Origin of the sequence: Streptomyces sp. NBC_01481, assembly GCF_026339995.1 — a bacterium.
GTDB lineage: Bacteria > Actinomycetota > Actinomycetes > Streptomycetales > Streptomycetaceae > Streptomyces.
The window spans coordinates 893,650-913,590 of record NZ_JAPEPT010000003.1 but is presented as its reverse complement, the minus strand read 5'-3'; the positions used below and the strand labels follow the sequence as shown (position 1 = coordinate 913,590).

21 protein-coding genes are annotated in these 19,941 nt (G+C 69.6%); 5 read left to right on the top strand and 16 right to left on the bottom strand.

The genetic code is table 11. The features are described 5' to 3' along the window. Positions 1 to 12: 12 nt before the first annotated feature. Positions 13 to 1,281 (bottom strand): ROK family transcriptional regulator, encoded by a 1,269-nt coding sequence (locus OOK40_RS20695; protein WP_266483843.1) that lies wholly within the window; start codon positions 1,279 to 1,281, stop codon positions 13 to 15. 142 nt (positions 1,282 to 1,423) lie between these two features. On the opposite strand from OOK40_RS20695, the gene OOK40_RS20690 reads away from it, so the two are divergent. Genes OOK40_RS20690 through OOK40_RS20675 form a run of 4 tightly spaced genes read left to right on the top strand, consistent with a single transcriptional unit; the run spans position 1,424 to position 6,026 of the window. Then, the gene (locus tag OOK40_RS20690) at positions 1,424 to 2,755 is read left to right on the top strand and encodes an ABC transporter substrate-binding protein (protein ID WP_266483842.1); all 1,332 of its coding nucleotides are present in this window, start codon (positions 1,424 to 1,426) and stop codon (positions 2,753 to 2,755) included. A 10-nt stretch (positions 2,756 to 2,765) separates the two neighbouring features. After that, the gene (locus tag OOK40_RS20685) at positions 2,766 to 3,782 is read left to right on the top strand and encodes a carbohydrate ABC transporter permease (protein WP_266483840.1); all 1,017 of its coding nucleotides are present in this window, start codon (positions 2,766 to 2,768) and stop codon (positions 3,780 to 3,782) included. Continuing rightward, positions 3,775 to 4,638 carry a carbohydrate ABC transporter permease gene (locus tag OOK40_RS20680; protein WP_266483838.1) on the top strand — a complete coding sequence of 288 codons (864 nt, stop codon included), beginning with the start codon at positions 3,775 to 3,777 and terminating at the stop codon, positions 4,636 to 4,638. Before OOK40_RS20685 ends, OOK40_RS20680 begins: the two co-directional genes overlap by 8 nt. Before the next feature lie 32 nt (positions 4,639 to 4,670). Beyond that, positions 4,671 to 6,026 carry a GH1 family beta-glucosidase gene (locus tag OOK40_RS20675; RefSeq protein WP_266483835.1) on the top strand — a complete coding sequence of 452 codons (1,356 nt, stop codon included), beginning with the start codon at positions 4,671 to 4,673 and terminating at the stop codon, positions 6,024 to 6,026. A 57-nt stretch (positions 6,027 to 6,083) separates the two neighbouring features. Here the strand turns inward: OOK40_RS20675 and OOK40_RS20670 are convergent, their stop codons facing one another. The 11 genes from OOK40_RS20670 to OOK40_RS20620 form a co-directional block, all read right to left on the bottom strand. Further along, positions 6,084 to 6,479, bottom strand: coding sequence for a type II toxin-antitoxin system VapC family toxin (locus OOK40_RS20670; protein ID WP_266483832.1), 396 nt, complete (start codon positions 6,477 to 6,479; stop codon positions 6,084 to 6,086). Further along, complete coding sequence (locus OOK40_RS20665) at positions 6,476 to 6,748, bottom strand: hypothetical protein (RefSeq protein ID WP_266483829.1); 273 nt, start codon at positions 6,746 to 6,748, stop codon at positions 6,476 to 6,478. Before OOK40_RS20665 ends, OOK40_RS20670 begins: the two co-directional genes overlap by 4 nt. A gap of 103 nt (positions 6,749 to 6,851) precedes the next feature. Then, entirely contained in the window at positions 6,852 to 7,631 is a 780-nt protein-coding gene (locus OOK40_RS20660; protein ID WP_266483827.1) for an SDR family oxidoreductase, read from the bottom strand. Between the two features lie 14 nt (positions 7,632 to 7,645). After that, positions 7,646 to 8,659: an NADP-dependent oxidoreductase gene (locus OOK40_RS20655; protein ID WP_266483825.1), complete on the bottom strand. Its 1,014-nt coding sequence runs from the start codon at positions 8,657 to 8,659 to the stop codon at positions 7,646 to 7,648. A gap of 190 nt (positions 8,660 to 8,849) precedes the next feature. After that, complete coding sequence (locus OOK40_RS20650; RefSeq protein WP_266483790.1) at positions 8,850 to 9,395, bottom strand: GNAT family N-acetyltransferase; 546 nt, start codon at positions 9,393 to 9,395, stop codon at positions 8,850 to 8,852. 143 nt (positions 9,396 to 9,538) lie between these two features. Then, positions 9,539 to 10,516 (bottom strand): PfkB family carbohydrate kinase, encoded by a 978-nt coding sequence (locus OOK40_RS20645; protein ID WP_266483787.1) that lies wholly within the window; start codon positions 10,514 to 10,516, stop codon positions 9,539 to 9,541. Next, complete coding sequence (locus OOK40_RS20640) at positions 10,513 to 11,505, bottom strand: zinc-dependent alcohol dehydrogenase family protein (protein ID WP_266483784.1); 993 nt, start codon at positions 11,503 to 11,505, stop codon at positions 10,513 to 10,515. Before OOK40_RS20640 ends, OOK40_RS20645 begins: the two co-directional genes overlap by 4 nt. Next, positions 11,502 to 12,416 carry a carbohydrate ABC transporter permease gene (locus tag OOK40_RS20635; RefSeq protein WP_266483781.1) on the bottom strand — a complete coding sequence of 305 codons (915 nt, stop codon included), beginning with the start codon at positions 12,414 to 12,416 and terminating at the stop codon, positions 11,502 to 11,504. Before OOK40_RS20635 ends, OOK40_RS20640 begins: the two co-directional genes overlap by 4 nt. Further along, on the bottom strand, positions 12,413 to 13,360 hold the full coding sequence (locus tag OOK40_RS20630) for a carbohydrate ABC transporter permease (RefSeq protein ID WP_266484487.1): 948 nt from the start codon (positions 13,358 to 13,360) through the stop codon (positions 12,413 to 12,415). Before OOK40_RS20630 ends, OOK40_RS20635 begins: the two co-directional genes overlap by 4 nt. Positions 13,361 to 13,383: 23 nt before the next feature. Then, the gene (locus OOK40_RS20625) at positions 13,384 to 14,742 is read right to left on the bottom strand and encodes a sugar ABC transporter substrate-binding protein (protein WP_266483779.1); all 1,359 of its coding nucleotides are present in this window, start codon (positions 14,740 to 14,742) and stop codon (positions 13,384 to 13,386) included. Positions 14,743 to 14,870: 128 nt separating this feature from the next. After that, the gene (locus tag OOK40_RS20620) at positions 14,871 to 15,632 is read right to left on the bottom strand and encodes a DeoR/GlpR family DNA-binding transcription regulator (RefSeq protein WP_266483777.1); all 762 of its coding nucleotides are present in this window, start codon (positions 15,630 to 15,632) and stop codon (positions 14,871 to 14,873) included. 379 nt (positions 15,633 to 16,011) lie between these two features. Between OOK40_RS20620 and gndA the strand changes: the two genes are divergently transcribed. Further along, entirely contained in the window at positions 16,012 to 17,454 is a 1,443-nt protein-coding gene (gndA, locus tag OOK40_RS20615) for an NADP-dependent phosphogluconate dehydrogenase (RefSeq protein ID WP_266483775.1), read from the top strand. A 325-nt stretch (positions 17,455 to 17,779) separates the two neighbouring features. On the opposite strand, the gene OOK40_RS20610 is transcribed toward gndA, so the two are convergent. The 4 genes from OOK40_RS20610 to OOK40_RS20595 all read right to left on the bottom strand — a co-directional run bounded on the left by OOK40_RS20610 (position 17,780) and on the right by OOK40_RS20595 (position 19,744). Next, positions 17,780 to 18,433, bottom strand: a complete 654-nt coding sequence (locus OOK40_RS20610) for an aspartate/glutamate racemase family protein (RefSeq protein WP_266483772.1) — start codon at positions 18,431 to 18,433, stop codon at positions 17,780 to 17,782. Further along, positions 18,433 to 18,780: a GNAT family N-acetyltransferase gene (locus OOK40_RS20605; RefSeq protein WP_266483770.1), complete on the bottom strand. Its 348-nt coding sequence runs from the start codon at positions 18,778 to 18,780 to the stop codon at positions 18,433 to 18,435. Before OOK40_RS20605 ends, OOK40_RS20610 begins: the two co-directional genes overlap by 1 nt. 32 nt (positions 18,781 to 18,812) lie before the next feature. Next, positions 18,813 to 19,229, bottom strand: coding sequence for an aspartate 1-decarboxylase (gene panD, locus OOK40_RS20600; protein ID WP_266483767.1), 417 nt, complete (start codon positions 19,227 to 19,229; stop codon positions 18,813 to 18,815). A gap of 155 nt (positions 19,230 to 19,384) precedes the next feature. Continuing rightward, the gene (locus OOK40_RS20595; RefSeq protein ID WP_266483764.1) at positions 19,385 to 19,744 is read right to left on the bottom strand and encodes a VOC family protein; all 360 of its coding nucleotides are present in this window, start codon (positions 19,742 to 19,744) and stop codon (positions 19,385 to 19,387) included. Positions 19,745 to 19,941: the final 197 nt, after the last annotated feature.

Sequence of the window (19,941 nt, the reverse complement as noted above, 5' to 3'; positions counted from 1 at the left end):
CATGACAAGGGTTCAGGCCCGGCGCACTGTGGCCGGGCGGCTGCCACCGCGCGCCAGGAAGTCGGCCAGCGGAAGCGTCGCAGCGCCGACCGTGACCGCGTCCGGGCCGAGCCGTCCCAGCTCGATGGTGGTGCGGTCGGCCGCGTGCCGCAGGGCGTACTCCCCCGCGTACCGGCGCACTTCGGGAAGCAGATGCGGACCGATGAGCAGTCCTGCCCAGCCGCCGATCAGGATCCGTTCGGGCCGGAAGAGATTGATCAGGTCGGCCACGGCCGCGCCCAGGTACTCGGCGGTGTCGTCGAGGAGGGAGAGCGCCACCGGGTCGGGCTTCGGCCCCTCCTCGCCGGGGAAGGCCGCGGCCAGCAGGGCGGCGAGCGCGGTCTCGTCGTCGGCGTCGGCGGGGAGCGGTCCGCCGGCCTCCTGCCACCGTTCGCGCAGCGCTTCGGCCCCCGCGTACGCCTCCAGGCAGCCGAGAGAGCCGCAGCGGCAGCGCCGTCCCCGGATCTGCACGGTCGTATGCCCCCATTCGAGGGCGCTGCTGCGGGCGTTCTCGTCGGGGGTGGCGGCATGTACGACACAGGCGCCGACTCCTGAGCCGATGAGGGCGACGGCGGCCTCACGGGAGCCGCGCCCGCCACCGAACCACATCTCAGCCTGGCCCAGCGTCTTGGCGCCGTTGTCGATGAACACCGGGACTTCCGCAGGCAGTTCGACGGCGTCCAGGAGCAGCTTCTCGAGCGGCACGGCGCTCCAGCCGATGGTCTGACCGTGGACGATCGCGCCGGTCGCTCCGGCACCTGTGTCCTGCTCGATGATGCCGGGGACGCCGATCCCGATGCCGAGCAGCCTCTCGGCACCGACGCCCGCCTCGTCCAGGACATCGGCTATGCCGGTACGGACATGGGCGACGATGCGCTCGACGTCGTAGCCGTGCTGGGCCAACAGGCGTTCGGTGCGGGCGAGTTCGGTGAGCGAGAGGTCGAAGAGCTCGACGCGCACGCGGGTCTCGCCGATGTCGATGCCGATCAGCAGGCCGCTGGTGGGGGTGACGCGAAGCAGGGTGCGCGGGCGGCCGCCGTCGGAGTCGACCACTCCGGCTTCTTCGAGCACTCCTTCGGCGACGAGTTCCGCGACGACGTTGCTGATGGAACCTGAACTCAGCCCAGTGGCCGGCCCCAGCTCCTGGCGGCTCAACGGGCCGTCGAAATACAACCGTTGCAGAACCCGCGCGCGGTTGCCCCGCCGCAGGTCACGCACTGTCCGTCTGTTGCGCTCCGCCATGGTGCTCCTTCCCTGGAGGGAACATACCCCGGTCACAGGCCTTGACGCGCCCTTCTCTCACCTCTTAAATCACGGCATAAATTAAGTCATGGAGGCCGTTCGGGAACCGAACGCAGCCACCCCCGGGAAGGGGCCACCTCTCATGCGCACGTTCAGAGCCGCAGCAAACTTCAAAGCCGCAGCAAGCCTCGCCGTCGTCACCGCGCTCGCCGCCTCCACCGGCTGCGGCGGTGGCACCTCCGCCGACGGAGCGGGCAGCAACGATTCGCCGAAGACGCTCACCTACTGGGCCTCCAATCAGGGCCCCAACATCGAGGCCGACAAGAAGATCCTCACACCCGAGCTGGAGAAGTTCGAGAAGCAGACGGGTATCAAGGTCAAGCTCGAAGTGATCCCCTGGTCCGATCTGCTCAACCGGATCCTCGCCGCCACCGCCTCCGGGCAGGGTCCCGACGTCCTCAACATTGGCAACACCTGGTCGGCCTCCCTCCAGGCGACCGGCGCGCTGCTGCCCTGGGACCAGAAGAACTTCGACGCGATCGGCGGACGGGACCGCTTCGTCGATTCGGCGGTCGCATCGGCCGGGGCCGAGGGCAAGGACCCGGCGGCCGTGCCCCTGTACTCCCTCGCGTACGCGCTCTACTACAACAAGAAGATGTTCGCCGAGGCCGGGATCTCGCAGCCACCGGCCACCTGGGACCAACTAATCGCGGACGGCAAGAAGATCTCGAAGAACGGGAAGTGGGCGCTGGGCGCCGAGGGCGGGAACCTCGCCAACAACATCCACCAGGTCTTCGTCCTCGGCAAGCAGCACCGCGCGGACTTCTTCGACTCCTCGGCCAAACCGACCTTCACCTCGGACGGCGCGGTCGCGGCCGTGAAGCAGTACGTCGACTTCATGGCCAAGGACAAGATCGTCGCGCCGGGCAACGCGGAGTACGCGCAGAACCAGTCGCTCCAGGACTTCGCGCGCGGCAGGACGGCCATGGTGCTGTGGCAGGCGGCCGCATCCACCTTCGCCGCCCAGGGCATGAAGCCCGCCGACTGGGGAGTCGCTCCCGTACCCGTCCCCGCGGGTGCTCCCGGCACCGGCCAGAACACCAACTCCATGGTCGCCGGGATCAACATGGCCGTCTTCAAGAACACCAAGAACATCGACGGCGCCAAGAAGTTCGTGAAGTTCATGACGAGCGACGCGGAGCAGAGGCTGCTCAACAAGACGTACGGATCCATCCCGCCGGTCAAGGCCGCGCAGCAGGATCCGGCGTTCTCGGCCCCCGACCTGAAGGTGCTGCGCGACACGCTGGCGACCAGTGCCGCGCCGCTGCCGCAGGTGCCCGCCGAGTCGCAGTTCGAAACAACCGTCGGCACGGCCGTGAAGGATCTGTGGGCCGATGCCGCGGCCGGACGGCCGGTGACGACCGAGTCCGTCAAAGCGCGTCTGGCCAAGGCCGAGCAGCTGATGCAGCAGTGAGGCCCTCGCGATGACCGCCACCGTGACCGAAGGCCGCACGGACCGGGCGGGCGGCGGTGAGAGCGTGGGCAAGGGGGAAGCGCGCAGGAGCCTGCCGCGCATCCCCGACCGGATCCGCCGCGGCGGCCTGCCCTATCTTCTGCTGCTGCCCGCCGTCGTGCTCGAACTGCTCGTCCATCTCATCCCGATGGTCATGGGCATCGTGATGAGCTTCCGTCAGCTCACCCAGTTCTACGTACGCAACTGGGGCGAGGCCCCGTGGGCGGCGTTCGACAACTACAAGGTCGCCGTCGACTTCCACGCACCGCTCGGCGAGGCCCTGCTCCACTCCTTCTACGTCACCTGTGTGTTCACCGTCATCGCGGTCGGCCTGTCCTGGCTGTTCGGCGTGGCCGCGGCGATCATGATGCAGGAGAACTTCCGCGGCCGGGGCCTGCTGCGGGCCGTCTTCCTCACTCCGTACGCCCTGCCCGTGTACGCGGCCGTCATCACCTGGGCCTTCATGTTCCAGCGCGACAACGGCCTGATCAATCACGTCCTGCACGACCAGCTCGGCCTCACCGACGAGCCGTCCTTCTGGCTGATCGGCGACAACAGCTTCATCGCGCTGGTCGTGGTGGCCGTCTGGAAGTCCTGGCCGTTCGCCTTCCTCATCCTCATGGCGGGCCTGCAGAACATCCCGCGCGAGCTGTACGAGGCGGCGGCGATCGACGGCGCGGGCATCTGGCAGCAGATCCGCAGGATCACCCTGCCGTCGCTACAGCCGGTCAACCAGGTGCTGGTGCTCGTGCTGTTCCTGTGGACCTTCAACGACTTCAACACGCCGTATGTGCTGTTCGGGCGGGCGGCACCGGAGGCCGCCGACCTCATATCGATCCATATCTACCAGTCGTCGTTCGTCACCTGGAACTTCGGTTCGGGCTCGGCGATGTCCGTCCTGCTGCTGCTCTTCCTGCTGGTGGTCACGGCCGTCTATCTGCTGCTGACCTCGCGAACCTCACGGGGAAGGAGGAGCGCCGATGCCTAGAACGGCCGCCTCTCCCAGTGCACCGCCGCGGTCCTTCGTCTGGACGCGCCGTATCGTCCTGAGCTTCCTGACGGCCTTCGCGCTGCTGCCCGTCTATGTGATGCTCAGCAGCTCGCTCAAGCCGCTGCAGGATGTGTCGGGCACGTTCCGTTGGATCCCCTCCGGGCTCACGATCCGCCCGTACATCGACATCTGGCACACGGTGCCGCTCGCCCGCTACTTCCTCAACTCACTGATCGTGGCAGGCGCGGCGACCGTGCTGTCCGTGGTGATCGCGGTGTTCGCCGCCTACGCGGTGAGCCGCTACCGCTTCCGCGGGAAGCGGGTCTTCACCGTCACAGTGCTCTCCACGCAGATGTTCCCCGGCATCCTCTTCCTCCTCCCGCTGTTCCTGATCTTCGTCAATGTCGGAAACAGCACCGGCATCGCCCTCTACGGCTCGCGCGGCGGACTGATCCTCACCTATCTGACGTTCTCGCTGCCCTTCTCCATCTGGATGCTGATCGGTTACTTCGACTCGATCCCCCGGGATCTCGACGAAGCCGCGATGGTGGACGGCTGCGGGGCGCTCGGCGCGCTCTTCCGGGTCGTCGTTCCGGCAGCGGTCCCCGGCATCGTCGCCGTGGCCGTCTACGCCTTCATGACGGCCTGGGGCGAAGTCCTGTTCGCCTCCGTCATGACCAACGACACCACCCGCACGCTCTCCGTCGGGCTCAAGGGCTACGCCACCCAGAACGACGTCTACTGGAACCAGGTCATGGCCGCGTCGCTCGTCGTCAGCGTGCCCGTCGTCGCCGGGTTCCTGCTGCTCCAGCGCTATCTCGTCGCCGGCCTCACGGCGGGCGCCGTCAAGTGAACCGTCCCCCGACCCCAGCAGAAAGGCAGTCCGTGAACGACCTCAACGCCCTTCCGGCCGACTTCACTTGGGGCGCGGCCACCGCCGCGTACCAGATCGAGGGTGCCGTGGCCGAGGACGGCCGCTCCCCGTCGATCTGGGACACCTTCTCCCACACCCCGGGAGCGGTGGCGGGCGGCGACACCGGCGACGTGACCTGCGACCACTACCACCGCTGGCCCGAGGACATCGCGCTGATGAAGCAACTCGGCCTCGGCGCCTACCGGTTCTCGATCGCCTGGCCCCGCGTCGTGCCGGGCGGCGACGGTCCGGTGAACAAGGCGGGCCTGGACTTCTACGACCGGCTGGTGGACGGGCTCTTGGACGCGGGCATCACGCCCGTCGCGACGCTCTACCACTGGGATCTGCCGCAGGCGCTCCAGGACCGCGGCGGCTGGCCGTCCCGTGAAACCGCCGAGCACTTCGCGACGTACGCCTCCGTCGCCACCGAGCGCCTCGGCGACCGGGTCAAGGACTGGGCGACCCTCAACGAGCCGCTGTGCTCGGCCTGGATCGGCCATCTGGAAGGCCGGATGGCACCGGGCCTCACGGACATCGGGGCCGCCGTGCACGCCTCGTACCATCTGCACCTCGGCCACGGCCTGGCCGTCCAGGCGATCCGCGCGGCCTCGCCCGACGCCCGCGTCGGCATCGTCAACAACCTCAGCCCGATCGAACCGGCCACCGACCGCCCTGAGGACCACGCCGCCGCGGCCCGGGCGGACGGCCACACCAACCGCTGGTGGCTGGACCCGATCCACGGCCGCGGCTATCCGCAGGACATGCTCGACCTGTACGGCGTCGAACTGCCCGAGCGGGCAGGCGACTTGGAGACGATCGCGGCACCGCTGGACTGGCTGGGCCTGAACTACTACTTCCGCCAGATCGTCACCGCCGACCCCACCGGCCCGCTGCCCCACGCCAAACAGATCTACCTCCCGGACGCCCGCCACACGGCCATGGACTGGGAGGTCCACGCGGACGGCCTGGAGCAACTCCTGCTGCGCCTGACCGAGGAGTACGGCGCGGGCCGCATCCACGTCACCGAGAACGGCTCCGCCTACCCGGACGTGGTCCGCGCGGACGGCACGATCGACGACCCGGAACGGGTGCGGTACCTGGAGGAACACCTGGCGGCATGCGCCCGGGCGGCCCGCCAAGGGGCCCCGGTGGCCGGGTACTTCGCGTGGTCGCTGATGGACAACTTCGAGTGGGCGTACGGCTACGAAAAGCGCTTCGGCCTGGTGCACGTGGACTACGCGACGCAGCGCCGCACGATCAAGGCGAGCGGGCACAGGTACGCGGACATCATCCGCTCGGCGGGGAGGAGGGGCCGCAGGGCGGCGTGAATGGGGGAACGAGCCGGCCGGACGACGAAATCCGCCTGCCGACGTCGGTCACCCGGCTCAGATCTTGATCACGCGGACACCGCCGGAGCTGCACAGCATGAGGAGATCTTCGGGATCCGACGTCAGGATGGTTACCGGGGCGGGCGAGGCCAGAGCAGTGGCCGCCACGATTGCATCGAGGGCGTACTTTTGGCCGTGCAGACCTGCCGCGGCAAGCAGTTTGCTCGCGTGGCGGGCGATGGCTTCCGTCGGCGGGACGATGTTCACCCGCGAGACGGCGTAGTCGAATCTGGCCTGGTTGACCTTGGGATCGCGCGCTTCGACCAGCGTGACGGAGCTGGTAATCACGCGTATGTCTTCGGCTTCGGCAGCGGTCAGCCACTCGGTGAGCTCGGGAGAGTGCCTCACGAGTTTGGACAGTCCTTCGCAGTCCAGGACAAGAGTCCCGCTCACGCGGCGTCCGCCGAGCTGGCCGTGTCGCCGCGCAGGACTGCCCGCTTGGCTTCGACCGCCGCCTGGTCGACCGGTCCGTGCTCGGCCTCCGCGTCCTCGATGAGTTCGCGCAGCCGTTCGCGCTCCAGTTGCCGCTGAATGAGAGCTTCGACGTACGCGGACATGCCGCGCTTGCCGGTGCGCTCCCTGAGCGCCGCGATCGTTCCTTCATGGAGGGATACGGATACCGGCCGGACAGGGCCTTCGCCGGGCACGGGATGAGTGGCCATATCGAGAGTTTAACAAGTCGATTGTTATTTGTCGGTGAATTGCCTGCGGTCTTCGGAGGCAATTCACCGGGAGCCGCTCAGAGGGAGGCCTCCGAGGCCCGGCTCAGCCGTTGTCGACCTCGTCGATCCGCCGCCGCAGGCGCCGCATTCCCCGGAGCCACCTGTCCGTGTCGGTCGCCCGGAACGCGTAGTGGTCCCGCACCTCCCCGTGCGGCAGGATCAGGAAGCGCCCGTCCGCGAGTCCCTCCATGACCTCGTCGGCGACCTGCTCGGGTTCGAGGACGTTGCCGCCGAGCACCGCCTTGGCTGCCGCGTCCGTCTTCTCGTACATCTCGGTGCGCACGCCCAGCGGGCAGACGACCTGGACCGTCAGGCCCCGGTCGCCGTACGTGGCCGAGAGCCACTCCGCGAAGGCCAGCGCGCCGTGCTTGGACACCGAGTACGGCGCCGATTCGAGGTGGGTCAGCAGGCCCGCCGCGGAGACCGTGGCCAGGAAGTGGCCGCGTCCCCGTTCCAGCCACGGCCCGACGAGGTGGCGGGCCACCCGCACGTGTCCCATGACGTTCACCTGCCAGACCTGGTCCCACACGTCCTCCGGGGCGTGCAGCCCGCCGCCGGGCTCGATGCCCGCGTTCGCGCAGAACAGGTCGATCTCGCCGAGGTGGGCGCGCGCCGCCGCGACCATGGCGGCCACGCTCTCCTCGGCGCCGGCGTCGCCCGGCACGGCGAGCCCGCCGACCTCCGCGGCGACCCGGGCGGCCGCCGCGCCGTCCAGGTCGTTGATCACGAGCCGGGCGCCCTCCGCGGCGAAGCGGCGGGCGAGCGCCGCTCCGATGCCGGAACCGGCGCCCGTGACGACCACACCCGCGTCCTTGAGATTCATCGCCGCCACCTGGATCACGCGTCCGCGATCTGGAGAACGAGCTTGCCGAGGTTCTCGCCGCGGAACAGCCTCAGAAGCGTCTCGGGGAACGCCTCGACCCCGCCGGACACCACGTCCTCCTTCGACAGCAGCTGTCCCGCCGCCAGCCACTCGGCGAGCTGCGCGACGCCCTCGCCGTAACGGTCGGCGTAGTCGAAGACCACCATGCCCGTCATGGAGGCGCGGTTGACCAGCAGCGACATGTAGTTGCTCGGTCCCTTGACCGGCTCGGTGTTGTTGTACTGGGAGATCGCGCCACAGATGACGATCCGGGCGCCGCGCGCCAGCCGGGTCAGCACGGCGTCCAGAATGTCGCCGCCGACGTTGTCGAAGTAGACGTCGACTCCGTCAGGGGCGTGCTCGCGCAGTGCCTTGCGTACGTCCTCGGTCTGGTAGTCGATCGCGGCGTCGAACCCGAACTCTTCAACCACCGCACGGCACTTGCGCTCACCGCCTGCGATGCCGATGACCCGGCAGCCCAGGATCTTCGCGATCTGGCCGACCACACTGCCGACCGCACCGGCCGCACCGGAGACGACAACGGTCTGCCCGGCCAGCGGACGCCCGATGTCGAGCAGGCCGAAGTAGGCTGTCATGCCCGACATGCCGAGGGTGCCGAGATACACGGGCAGGGGCGCCAGCGCCGGGTCGACCTTGGTGACACCGCGCCCGTCCGAGACGCAGTAATCCTGGACACCGAACGAGCCCGAGACGTGGTCGCCCTCCGAGAAGTCGGGGTGCCGGGAGGCGATGACCCTGCCCACCGCGCCGGCGCGCATCACCTCGCCGATTTCGACGGGGCGTATGTAGGACTTGCCCGCGTTCATCCAGCCGCGCATCGCCGGGTCGATCGACAGGTAGAGCACCTGCACCAGGAACTCGCCGTCGCCCGGCTCGGCGACCGGCTCCTCGACGTGCTCCCAGTCGGTTGGCCGGGGCTCCCCCACGGGACGGGCGGCCAGGCGCAGTTGATGGTTGGTGCGGCTCATCTCGGCGGCTCCTCGGTCGCTACTGAGTGCCAGGGCGGCTAGCACGTACCAACTGGTCGGTACGTCGCTCGTGAGGCTAGATGCTGCCGCGCCGGGAAGCAAGTGGCCCCAGGCCGGTCAGAGGGGAAACGGCCTCCGACTTCGCGGGAGGCGGCTACAACACGCCATCACACACCGTCACAAACCGCCTTCATTCAGTGCGCGTGCGGCTCCACACCTCGAGCACAGGGCCGCTGCCGGAATCGGCCCCGATATCGCCGATCCGCGTCCATCCCCAGCTCTCGAACGCGCTGCGCGCCGGGACGTCCGTCGGCTCGAGGAGCACGGTCACCAGCGCCGTGTCGGCTCGCTCGAGGAGCCGTCGCACGAGCGCTGTTGCGACACCGCGGCGGCGTTGCGCCGGAACGACCATCAGCTCGGCCATTGCGAAGCCCTGCCCCGAGGCAGTGAGTTCCTCCACCTCACGCGGCAGCTCTCCCCGGAAGCCCTGCCACCAGCCGCCCTCCCGGTCGAGCCGGAACCCGTAGGCGCACCCCGCGAGCCGCGCCGTGCCGGTCACCACCATGTCGAAGCCGGGGCGCTGCACATCCTCGGCGAAGCGCCGCAGAAACTCCTGCCGGTCGTGGAACTCCGCCCCGGAGAAGGCGCGGTAGGTCTCTACGTACACATCCGCCACGTTCTCCCGCTGCTGTTCGGCCTGCCACCGGGTGAGACGCCGCACGAACACCTCAGGCATGCATTCCTCCCACACCGGCCCCGGGTTCGGCTTCCCCGTCGCCGGGGAGGCCGCTGTCCGGCCTCCATCGTGAGCGGTGCGGCCCTGCAAGGGAACCACCACGCTCGCCCCGCCGGAGGGGGATGGTCCGGCGGGGCGAGGGTTCACACGGAGGCCGGTGCCGAGGGCTCCGTGCCCGCCTGCGTGACCACCGACGCCGCCACCTGTGCCGCGAACTCCAGCATGCTCACCGCACGGTCCGGGCTCAGAGCGCGCTCCCAGCCACCCGTCGTGGCAAGCCAGGCCAGGACGCCCGCCATGAAGGCGTCACCGGCACCGATGGTGTTGACCACCTCGACCGGGACGGCCGGGACCGAGACGGGCGGGCCGGACGGGGTGTGGGCGGTGGAGCCCCGGGCGCCGCGGGTGAGGATCACCAGGGCGCCCGCGGCCAGCCGACGGCAGGTCTCGTCCGGGGCCGTGTCCGGCCACAGCCGCAGCAGGTCCTCGTCGCTGGCCTTGACCACATGCGCGAGCTCGCACAGTTCACGCAGCAGGGCCAGGCTCCGGCCGGGGTCGATCGTGCGGTCCTCGCGGACGTTGGGGTCCACCACGAGCAGGGAGTGCCGGGCGGCGGCCCGCGCCGTGGACGCGACGGCCCGGGCCGCCGGGTCGACGACGGCCGCCAGACCTCCTGCGTACACCGCGCCGAAGCGGCCCACGTCGGCCGCCCGGTCGGGGAAGCTGAAGGTCGCCGTGTCCTGGAGGTGGAAGTGGTAGCCGTTCCCCGACTCCCCCGGGTCGGCGACCGCCAGCGCCGTGGGCAGGTCGGGGCGGGCGCAGAGGGTGAGGTCGACACCCGCGTCCGTGAGCCGGCGTTCGATCGCCCGTGCGAAGCCGTCGGTGCCGAGGGCTCCGGCGAAGGCGACAGGCATACCGAGGCGGGCCAGACCCGCCGCGACATTGGCGGGGGCGCCGCCGGGCTGGGCGCGCAGGCTTTCCGGCTCGCCCGGCACGGGGACAAGGTCGATGAGCGCCTCGCCCAGGACCAGTACGGAGCCGGGCTTGCCTACGGAATCGAGCCCGCCCACCGGGCCGGGCCCATCCACGGAGTCGCCCACCGGGCCGGGCCCGCCACTCACGGTTCCACCACGATCTTGCGGCCCTGCCCCGCCTTGAACCGGTCGATGGCCTCGGGGTACTGGTCCAGCGGCAGCCGGTCGCTGATGAAGACGGACGGGTCGAGCACGCCGCTCGCGAAGAGCGCCGCGGCCCGCTCGTAGCTGTGCAGCACCGCCATGGAGCCGGTGATGGTGATCTCCTGGTTGTAGATGCGGTATGGCTCGATCACGGCGGTCGTCGCATAGTCGGCGACGCCGAACTGCAGGAAGGTGCCCCCCTTCGCGACCCGTCCCAGGCCGTCCTGGATCGCCCCCGCATTGCCGGTCGCGTCGATGACGAAGTCCCAGCCACCCGGCTGCTCCAGTTCACCGGCGCCGGCTGCCGAGCGGGAGCAGCCGAGCACCGACGCCGTCGCGAGGCGGTCCGGGTTGATGTCGAGTATGTCGACGCTCGCGGCGCCGGTGCGCTTGGCGAGCTCCAGCATCATCAGTCCCATGGTCCCCGAGCCGTAGATCAGCACATTGGCGCCGAGGGTGCTGCTGTTCAGTACGTCGTATCCGCGCACCGCGCAGGACAGCGGCTCGATCAGCGCCGCGTCCTTGACGTCGATGTGGTCGGGCAGCCGTACGCAGTTGGCGACGGGGGCGACGGCGAACTCGGCCGCGCCGCCGGGCTCGGTGACGCCGATGGCGGCCCACCGGTCGCAGAGATTGCCGCGGCCTGCCCGGCAGTAGCGGCATTCGTGACAGTGCAGGGACGGATCGACGGCGACCTTGTCCCCGACGGCGAGCTCGGTGACGTCCCTGCCGATCCCTACGATCTCACCGGCGAACTCGTGCCCGGGCAGGATCGGCAGGGTGGGCGCGAACTCGCCCTGCAGAATGTGCAGATCGGTGCCGCACAGACCGCACGAGGCCACCGAGACGACGACCTCCCGAGGTCCCGGGGTGGGGTCGGGAACCGTCGTGACGGAGACCTTGCCGGGGGCTTCGACGATCGCTGCCCTCATTTAACAGCTCCAAGGGAAAGGCCCTGGACGAGCTTGTCCTGGGCGGCGTATCCGGCGGCGAGCACCGGCAGGGACACAACGACGGACGCGGCGCACAGCTGGGCGAGGAACAGGCCCTGACTGGTGACGAATCCGGTCAGATAGACGGGCGCGGTCTGGGCGACGACACCGGTCAGTACGCGGGCGAAGAGCAGCTCGTTCCAGCTGAAGATGAAGCAGATCAGGGCGGTGGCCGCGATCCCGGGAGCGGCCACCGGCGCGACCACCCGGGCCAGGACCGTGGGCAGGCGCGCGCCGTCGACCTGCGCGGCTTCGATGATCGAGACCGGTACGTCCGCGAGGAAGGACTGCATCATCCACACCGCGATCGGCAGATTCATCGAGGTGTAGAGGATGACGAGGAGCCAGATGTTGTCCAGCATCCCGGCGTTCTTGGCGAAGAGATAAACGGGCAGCAGCCCGGCGACGACCGGAAGCATCTTGGTGGACAGGAAGAAGAACATCACGTCCGTCCACTTGCGTACGCGCCGGATGGAGAGCGCGTACGCCGCCGGGAGGGCGAGGAGGAGCACCAGCAGGGTGGAAAAGGCGGACGCCGTCAGGGAGTTGATCAGGGACGGCCAGGGGCTCGGCCCGCCGCCGGCGCCGAAGAACTCCCGGTAGCTGTCGAGGCTCAGCGGGGCCGCGACGGACGGCGGATTGGTCGCCGCGTCCGCCTCCGAGTGCAGGGAGGTCAGCAGCATCCATGCGGCGGGCAGACAGAATCCGATGCCCGCCACCCAGGCCAGCAGGCCCAGCACGGCGGACCGGCGCCTGGCCCGGCGCGCCGCCGGCGGCAGAAGCCTGGGCGGCTTTTTCGACGGAGCCGGTGCGGCTGCGGGAGCGGGAGCGGGAGCAGTATGAGCTGTCATGCGCGGTTCGCCTCCTCACGGAAGAGGGACGAGACCACCCGGAGCGCGAACGTCGCGATGATCATCGTGCCGATCACGACGACGACTCCCGCGGCGGACGCCAGTCCGTACTCGTGGGCCTGGTAGAAGGTCTGGTAGATCGTGTACGGGAGGTTGGCGGTGCCGAGCCCTCCGGAGGTGATCGTGAACACCGCGTCGAAGTTCTGCACGATGTACACGGAACCGAGCAGCACGCCCAGTTCGAGATAGCGGCGCAGATGCGGCAGCGTGAGATAGCGGAAGGACTGCCAGGCGCTCGCGCCGTCGAGGCGCGCGGCCTCCATCATGTCGGCGGGCCTGCTCTGCAGCCCCGCCAGCAGGATCAGCATCATGAACGGCGTCCACTGCCACACCAGCGCGGCCTCGACCGCGATCAGCGGCATACCGGATATCCAGTCCGGCTGGGCGGGAGTGTCGTCGCCGAAGAGTCCGGCGACCCAGTTCCAGGCCCCGTTGAGCAGTCCGTACTCCGGGTTGTAGAGCGCGTGCTTCCACAGCAGCGCGGCCGAGACGGGGACGATCAGGAAGGGCGTGATGAGCAGGGTGCGCACCATGCCGCGGCCGAAGAACGTGCGGTCGAGGAGCAGGGCGAGCAGCAGTCCGAGCAGCACGGTGGCGATGACGACGCTCGCGGTGAGGAGGACCGTGGTGAAGACCGAGTCACGCAGCTCCGGGTCGGTGACCACGGTGCCGTAGTTGGCGAGCCCGGCGAAGCTGCGCTCGTCGGGGCTGAGGGAGTTCCAGTCGAAGAGCGAGATCACCAGCGTTGCCACGAAGGGCAGTTGGGTGACGGCGATCAGGAAGATGAGGGCGGGAAGGAGCGGGGCCCGGGTGGCCCAGGCCCGTACGCCCCCCTTGCGCCCCTTCGGCTGCCGCGCCTGCCTCGAGCGGACCTGCGGGTTCAGCGGCTGGGTGGTGACGGAGGCACTCACTGCTGCTCCTTGCCGACCTTCTCGGCCAGCTTCTGCGAGTCGGCCAGGGCCTGGTCGACCGACTGGCGGCCGGCGATGGCGGCGCTGATCTCCTGCGAGACCTTGGTTCCGAGGTCGGTGAACTCGGGGATGCCGACGAACTGGATTCCGGCCGCGGGGCGCGGCTGGACGCCGGGGTTCTCCGGGTTGGCGCTCGCGATGGCCTGCTGGGTGATGTCCGCGAAGGCGCCCGCCGCCTTGCGGTACTCGGGGTTGGCGTAGGTGGAGGCCCGCTTGCCCGCGGGCACATTGGCCCAGCCGCTCTTCGCGCCGACCAGAGCCTCGTACTTCTTGCTCGAGGCCCACGAGATGAACTTCCAGGCGCTGTCGGTCTTCTTGGACGCCTTCTGCATGCCCCAGGCCCAGGTGTAGAGCCAACCGGAGCTCTGCGTCTTCTCCACCGGCGCCGGTACGTATCCGATCTTGCCCTTCACCGGGGATCCGGCCGCTTCCAGGGACCCGGCTCCTGCCGTGGCGTCGTACCACATCGCCGTCTTGCCCTGGGTCATGTTGTTGAGGCACTCGGCGTACCCGGACTGTGCCGCGCCCGCCTCACCGTGCTTGCGCACGAGGTCGACATAGAACTGGGTGGCCTTCTTGAACTCCGGGGATGTCAGCTGCGCCTGCCAGTCCTGGGTGAACCAGGTTCCGCCCATGGTGTTGACGACGGTGGTGAGCGGGGCGATGACCTCGCCCCAGCCGGGCAGCCCGCGCAGGCAGATGCCCTTCATCCCGCTCTCCGCGCCGTCCGCCTTGGCCGCGAGATCGGCCACCTGCTGCCAGGTGGGCTTCGCGGGCATCGTCAGCCCCTTCTTGGCCAGGACGTCCTTGCGGTACATCAGGAAGGACGACTCGCCGTAGAAGGGCTCGGCGTAGAGCTTTCCGTCCTTGGCGGTGAGCGAGTCCCGCAGGGGCTTGAGTATGTCGTTCTGGTCGAAGGCGGTGTCCTTGGCCGCGTACTCGTCGAGCCCGTGCAGCCAGCCGTTCTTGGCGTAGAACGGCACCTCGAAATTGCTGATGGTGGCCACGTCGTACTGGCCCGCCTGGTTGGAGAAGTCCTGACTGATCTTGTCGCGGACGTCGTTCTCCGGGAGCACAGTGAAGTTGACCTTGATACCGGTCTCTTTGGTGAAGTTCTCCGCGGTCAGCTTCTGCAGCTCGACCATCTGCGGGTTGTTCACCATGAGTACGTTCACGGCCTCGCCCCCTCCCGAGGACGATGCTCCTGCTCCGCTGCACCCCGCGAGCAGGGCCATGGCGGCCGTGCCGGCCCCCACACTCAGGTGGATTCCACGTCGTCGGCGCTGGAGGGACATGATGTCTCCTGATGATTCGTAGCGGCTCGGTGATCGGTGTTGGGGCGTGGTGGCCCTGCCCCCCGGCCGATTGCCGGGGATCAATGCGCTTATGGGATATGGGAGTCGGCCGTCGGGGGCGCGCCGGGTCAGACGCGGATGATCTGCGGGCCGAGCAGGGAGTAGCGCTGCGCCTCGGCCGAGGGCAGGCCCACGTCGGTGACAATGGCCTCGAAGTCGCCGACCTCGGCGAAGCGGCAGAAGCTCACCGCACCGAACTTGGTATGGATTCCGGCGAAGATCCGTCGGCGTGAACTGCGCATGGCCTGCGCCTTGACCTCGCTGACCGCGGGGTCGGGTGTGGTCAGTCCGTACTCACGGGAGATGCCGTTCGCGCCGACGTACGCCAGATCGATGACGAAGTCGGCGAGCATCCGGGTGGCCCAGTGGTCGACCGTGGCCATGGTGCCGCCGCGGACGCGTCCGCCGAGCAGCAGTACGGAGATCTTCTCGGCGTCCGCCAGGACGGTCGCCACCGCCAGGGACGCGGTGACGACGGTCAGCGGCCGGTCCCGCGGCAGGGCCTCGGCGACGAGCTGCGGGGTGAAGCCCTCGTCGACGAAGACCGTCTCCGCGTCACCGAGGAGTTCGGACGCGGCCGCGGCGATCCGGGACTTCTGCGGGACGTGACGGGTGGTCCGTACCGCGAGCGTGGTCTCGAAGCCGGCGGACTCGACGGGGTAGGCGCCGCCGTGCGTACGCCGCACCAGGCCGTGTTCCTCCAGGGCGTGCAGATCACGCCTGATGGTCTCCTTGGCCACCTGGAACTGCGCGGCGAGCCGGTTGACGTCGACCGACCCGTCCCGGCGGGCCGACTCGAGAATTCCCCGTCGGCGTTCCTCGGTGTCCACGGCACCCTTCCCTGCTTCTGCTTGTGTTCGGTTCTGAGTGCCCGGCGTCCGTTCGGGCCCATGCGTCGTTTGTACAAGCAGGCAAGGCGGCTCGACCAGGCTCTTCACAGGATCCGCTGCGCCCGATCGTGCCCGTTTCGCCGGGGCGTCGGCCCTGGTAGCACCGCCCGTCACGGGTCCCACGCCCGGCGGCGGCGCCCGCTTCCCGCCGTCATGGCGTCCGAAACCTGCCCGTGGGCGGACACTGGAGCCGCGACGGGATTCGGCCGCGACGGAAATACGGAAGCATGGGCAGGGCTTGAGGATCAATGAATGGCCGGCCGCGCGCGTACGTATGCGTAGAGGCCGGATTTTCCGACGGACATCCAGGAGCGCACGTATGAGTGGAACAGCCCAGATCGGCGTCACGGGGCTCGCGGTGATGGGCCGCAATCTCGCCCGTAACTTCGCCCGCAACGGCCTCACCGTCGCCGTGCACAACCGCACGGCTGCCAGGACGCGCGCGCTGGTCGAGGAGTTCGGCGACGAGGGCACCTTTGTGCCCGCCGAGTCGCCCGAGGAGTTCGTCGCGGCTCTGGAGCGCCCGCGCCGCCTGATCATCATGGTCAAGGCCGGCGACCCGACGGACGCCGTGATCGAGGAGTTCGCGCCACTGCTCGAAGAGGGCGACGTCATCATCGACGGCGGCAACGCCCACTTCGCCGACACCGTCCGCCGGGAGAAGGAGCTGCGGGAGCGCGGCATCCACTTCGTGGGCACGGGCATCTCGGGCGGCGAGGAGGGCGCGCTGCACGGGCCGAGCATCATGCCCGGCGGCTCCACCGAGTCGTACGCCTCGCTCGGACCGCTGCTCGAGAAGATCGCCGCGAAGGCTCCCGACGGCACCCCGACAGTCGCGCACATCGGCCCGGACGGCGCCGGGCACTTCGTGAAGATGGTCCACAACGGCATCGAGTACGCCGATATGCAGCTGATCGCCGAGGCGTACCACCTGCTGCGCGCCGTCGCGGGCTACTCCCCCGCGCAGATCGCCGAGACCTTCCGCACCTGGAACACCGGGCGCCTGGACTCGTATCTGATCGAGATCACGGCGGAGGTGCTGGCCCATACGGACGCCGCGACCGGAAAGCCCTTTGTCGACATCGTCACGGACCAGGCGGAGCAGAAGGGCACGGGTCGCTGGACCGTGCAGATCGCGCTCGATCTCGGTGTGCCGGTCTCCGGCATCGCGGAGGCCGTGTTCGCCCGCTCTCTGTCGGGCCATGCCGAGCTGCGCGAGGCCTCACGCACGCTGCCCGGGCCGACGGCGCAGCCACTGAGCCCGGCCGAGGCCGGGCGCTTCGCCGACCGTGTCGAGCAGGCGCTGTACGCGTCCAAGATCGTGTCGTACACCCAGGGCTTCCACCAGATCCAGGCGGGCAGCGAGGCGTACGACTGGAACATCGATCTCGGTTCGGTGGCCGCGATCTGGCGGGCCGGCTGCATCATCAGGGCCGCGTTCCTGGACCGCATCCGCGGCGCGTACGACGCGCAGCGCGACCTGCCCAGTCTGCTCTCCGACAAGCAGTTCGCGGAGGAGATCGGCGCGGCGCAGGACGACTGGCGCGAGGTGGTCGCGACGGCCGCACGGCAGGGCGTGCCGACGCCGGGCTTCTCGGCGGCCCTCGCCTACTACGACGCGCTGCGCGCTGAGCGGCTGCCCGCGGCGCTCACGCAGGGGCAGCGCGACTTCTTCGGTGCGCACACCTACCGGCGGACCGACCGGGCGGGCTCGTTCCACACCCTCTGGGGCGGCGACCGCTCGGAGGTGGGCACCGACTGAGTCCGCGCACGCCAGGGCCTGATCCGAACGACAGGCCCTAGCGCTGAGGCGATCAGCTCGCAGGCCCCGGCTGGGGCTCCGGCTCCGGCGGGGGTACGGGCTCGGGGCGGGGGCCAGGCCCCGGCGGCTGCGGAACGGGGTCCGGCGGGGGTCCCGGCGGCGGTGCCGGAGGCGGCACCGGGCTGGGCAGGGGCCCCGGATCAGGTCCCGGGAGGGGCGGCGAAGGCGGGACGGGCGGCTGGGTCATGCCGGACCTCCTGAGGTACGGAGTCGTGCGTTCCCAATGTCTCCCGTTGCGCGTGCCCACGCGCGCCGGGTCCACGCGTCATGCTTCGGACGCGATGGCCCCGGCGGCGGCCCGCAGTCCGGGCCTCGGGCTGGACAGGACGGGGACGGCGGTCGTCGTACGGACCGCCGCGTCCGCCATCGATGCCTGGGCCAGCACGATGGCATCCGCCTCCCGCACCCCGTCGACGGCGGTGGCCACCGCGTCCAGATAGCCGTCGCGGTCGCCCGCCTCGAACAGCTCCCAGGCGCCCTCGACGAGCAGTGTGCGCACGTCGACGCCCCGTCCCGCGGCCTCTTCACGGATCAGCGCGAGGGTCGGCTCCAGGGTGCTGTGCACGGAGGCGACCACGACGATCCGGTCGGCCGCGGCCGCCGCCGCGGCCATCGGGCGGTCGACCCGCAGCACCGGCACGCCGAGCCCGGCGGCGCATGCCTCGGCAACGCCGCCGATCGTGGAACAGGTGCACAGAACGGCGCTCGCCCCCTCGCCGACCGCCTGTGCCAGCGCGGCGGCGACGGCGGGGGCGACGGCCTGGGGCCCTTCCTCCCGGGCCCGGGCGAGCAGGTCCTCACGGACGAGATGACGCAGCCCGAGGCCGGGATGGTCCGCGTCCCGCAGCCCCTCGAAGACCGGGACATGGACCGGCGAGGTGTGCAGCAGCGCAAGCGTCCCCGAGGGGCCGACGGGCACTACCAGAGCTCCGCGTGGTCTGCTTCGAGCTGCGCCTTGGCCTCCTGCACCAGTTCGGCCGGGGCCGCGGGGGCCTCGTCGGGGTGCCTGGCGGCCCATGTGGCGGCGTACGGACACAGGGGCACGACGGGTACGCCCTCGCGTGCCGCCATCGCGTAGAACTCCCGCACCAGGGCGCTCGCGATGCCCTTGCCCTCGTGTTCCGGCTCCACCACGGTGTGCACGGCGACCAGGGCTGCGGGATCCGCGTCGAGCGTGAAGTAGACGATGCGGCCCGTCACGCGACCGTCCTCGTACGCCTCCAGGAGTCCCATCGGCCTGTTGTCACGGATGTCGCGTTCTGCCATGGCGGCTCGCTCCTTCAGGCGCTGGTGAGTGGTCACACGACGGCGTGCGGACTGCGTTCCGTATCGCTGCCGGGTACGGGCGCGGAGGCGTCCGAGCCGAGCGCGACGATCCTGTTCCTCTCGTCGACATGGACGACACTCGGCACCAGTGTGCGCGCCTCGTCGTTGTCGACCTGGGCATAGCTGATCAGGATCACCAGGTCGCCGGGGTGGACGAGATGGGCGGCCGCGCCGTTGATACCGATGACGCCGGAGCCGCGCTCGCCCTCGATGACGTACGTCTCGAGGCGGGCGCCGTTGGTGATGTCGACGATGTGGACCAGCTCACCGGGCAGCAGATCGGCCGCCTCCATCAGCGCGGCGTCCACGGTGACGGATCCGACGTAGTGGAGATCGGCCTGGGTCACGGTGGCCCGGTGGATCTTGGACTTGAACATGGCACGAAGCATGGAGAAACTCCCGGAATGTCTGCTCCCTGCCTGCTTCCTCCAGGTCAAGGGCGTTGCCCGGGAGCCTACCGCTTCGAATGCCCGAGCAGCGCTCCCCGGGTCTTTCAGGGTTCACCGAACATGATCGGTTGGTTGCTGCTGGCACACGTCGCTGCTCAGGCGTCCGGGTGGCCGGCGATGTTGAGGATGTTGCCGTCGGGTGCGCGGACGAAGAACCGGCGCAAGCCCCACGGTTCTTCGGTGAGCGGGTGGACGATCTCGAATCCGCGCCGTCGTGCCTCGGCGTATGCGTCGTCGACAGCCGCACCGACCTTGACCGAGACGACGGGATCCTGGGGCGCGGTTGCGTCGCGCGTAAGAAGCTGGATCTCGGCACGTCCATCGGGCGACCGGTAGCGGGCGACCCAGCCCATATTGAAATCTTCGACGCTGAGGCCGAGATAGCCGGTGTAGAAGTCGCGGGCGGCCGCGATGTCCGGGACGCGCAGATTCGCTGTGATGCCGGTGGCTTCCATCGTTACTCCTCGAAAGCGACACGCTTGCCCAGTGGCGCGCACCCAGGTACGCGCACCCTCACCCTGCCACCGAACCACAGCGTCTGTCCGGTAACGCACGGATTCGCCGATCAGTGGCGGTTCACTTCCGGCTCGTGAGCGTCGAGGCCTCATCAGAAGCGGGCCGCAGGCGCGAGTGCTGGGGAGCCAGTCGGGTG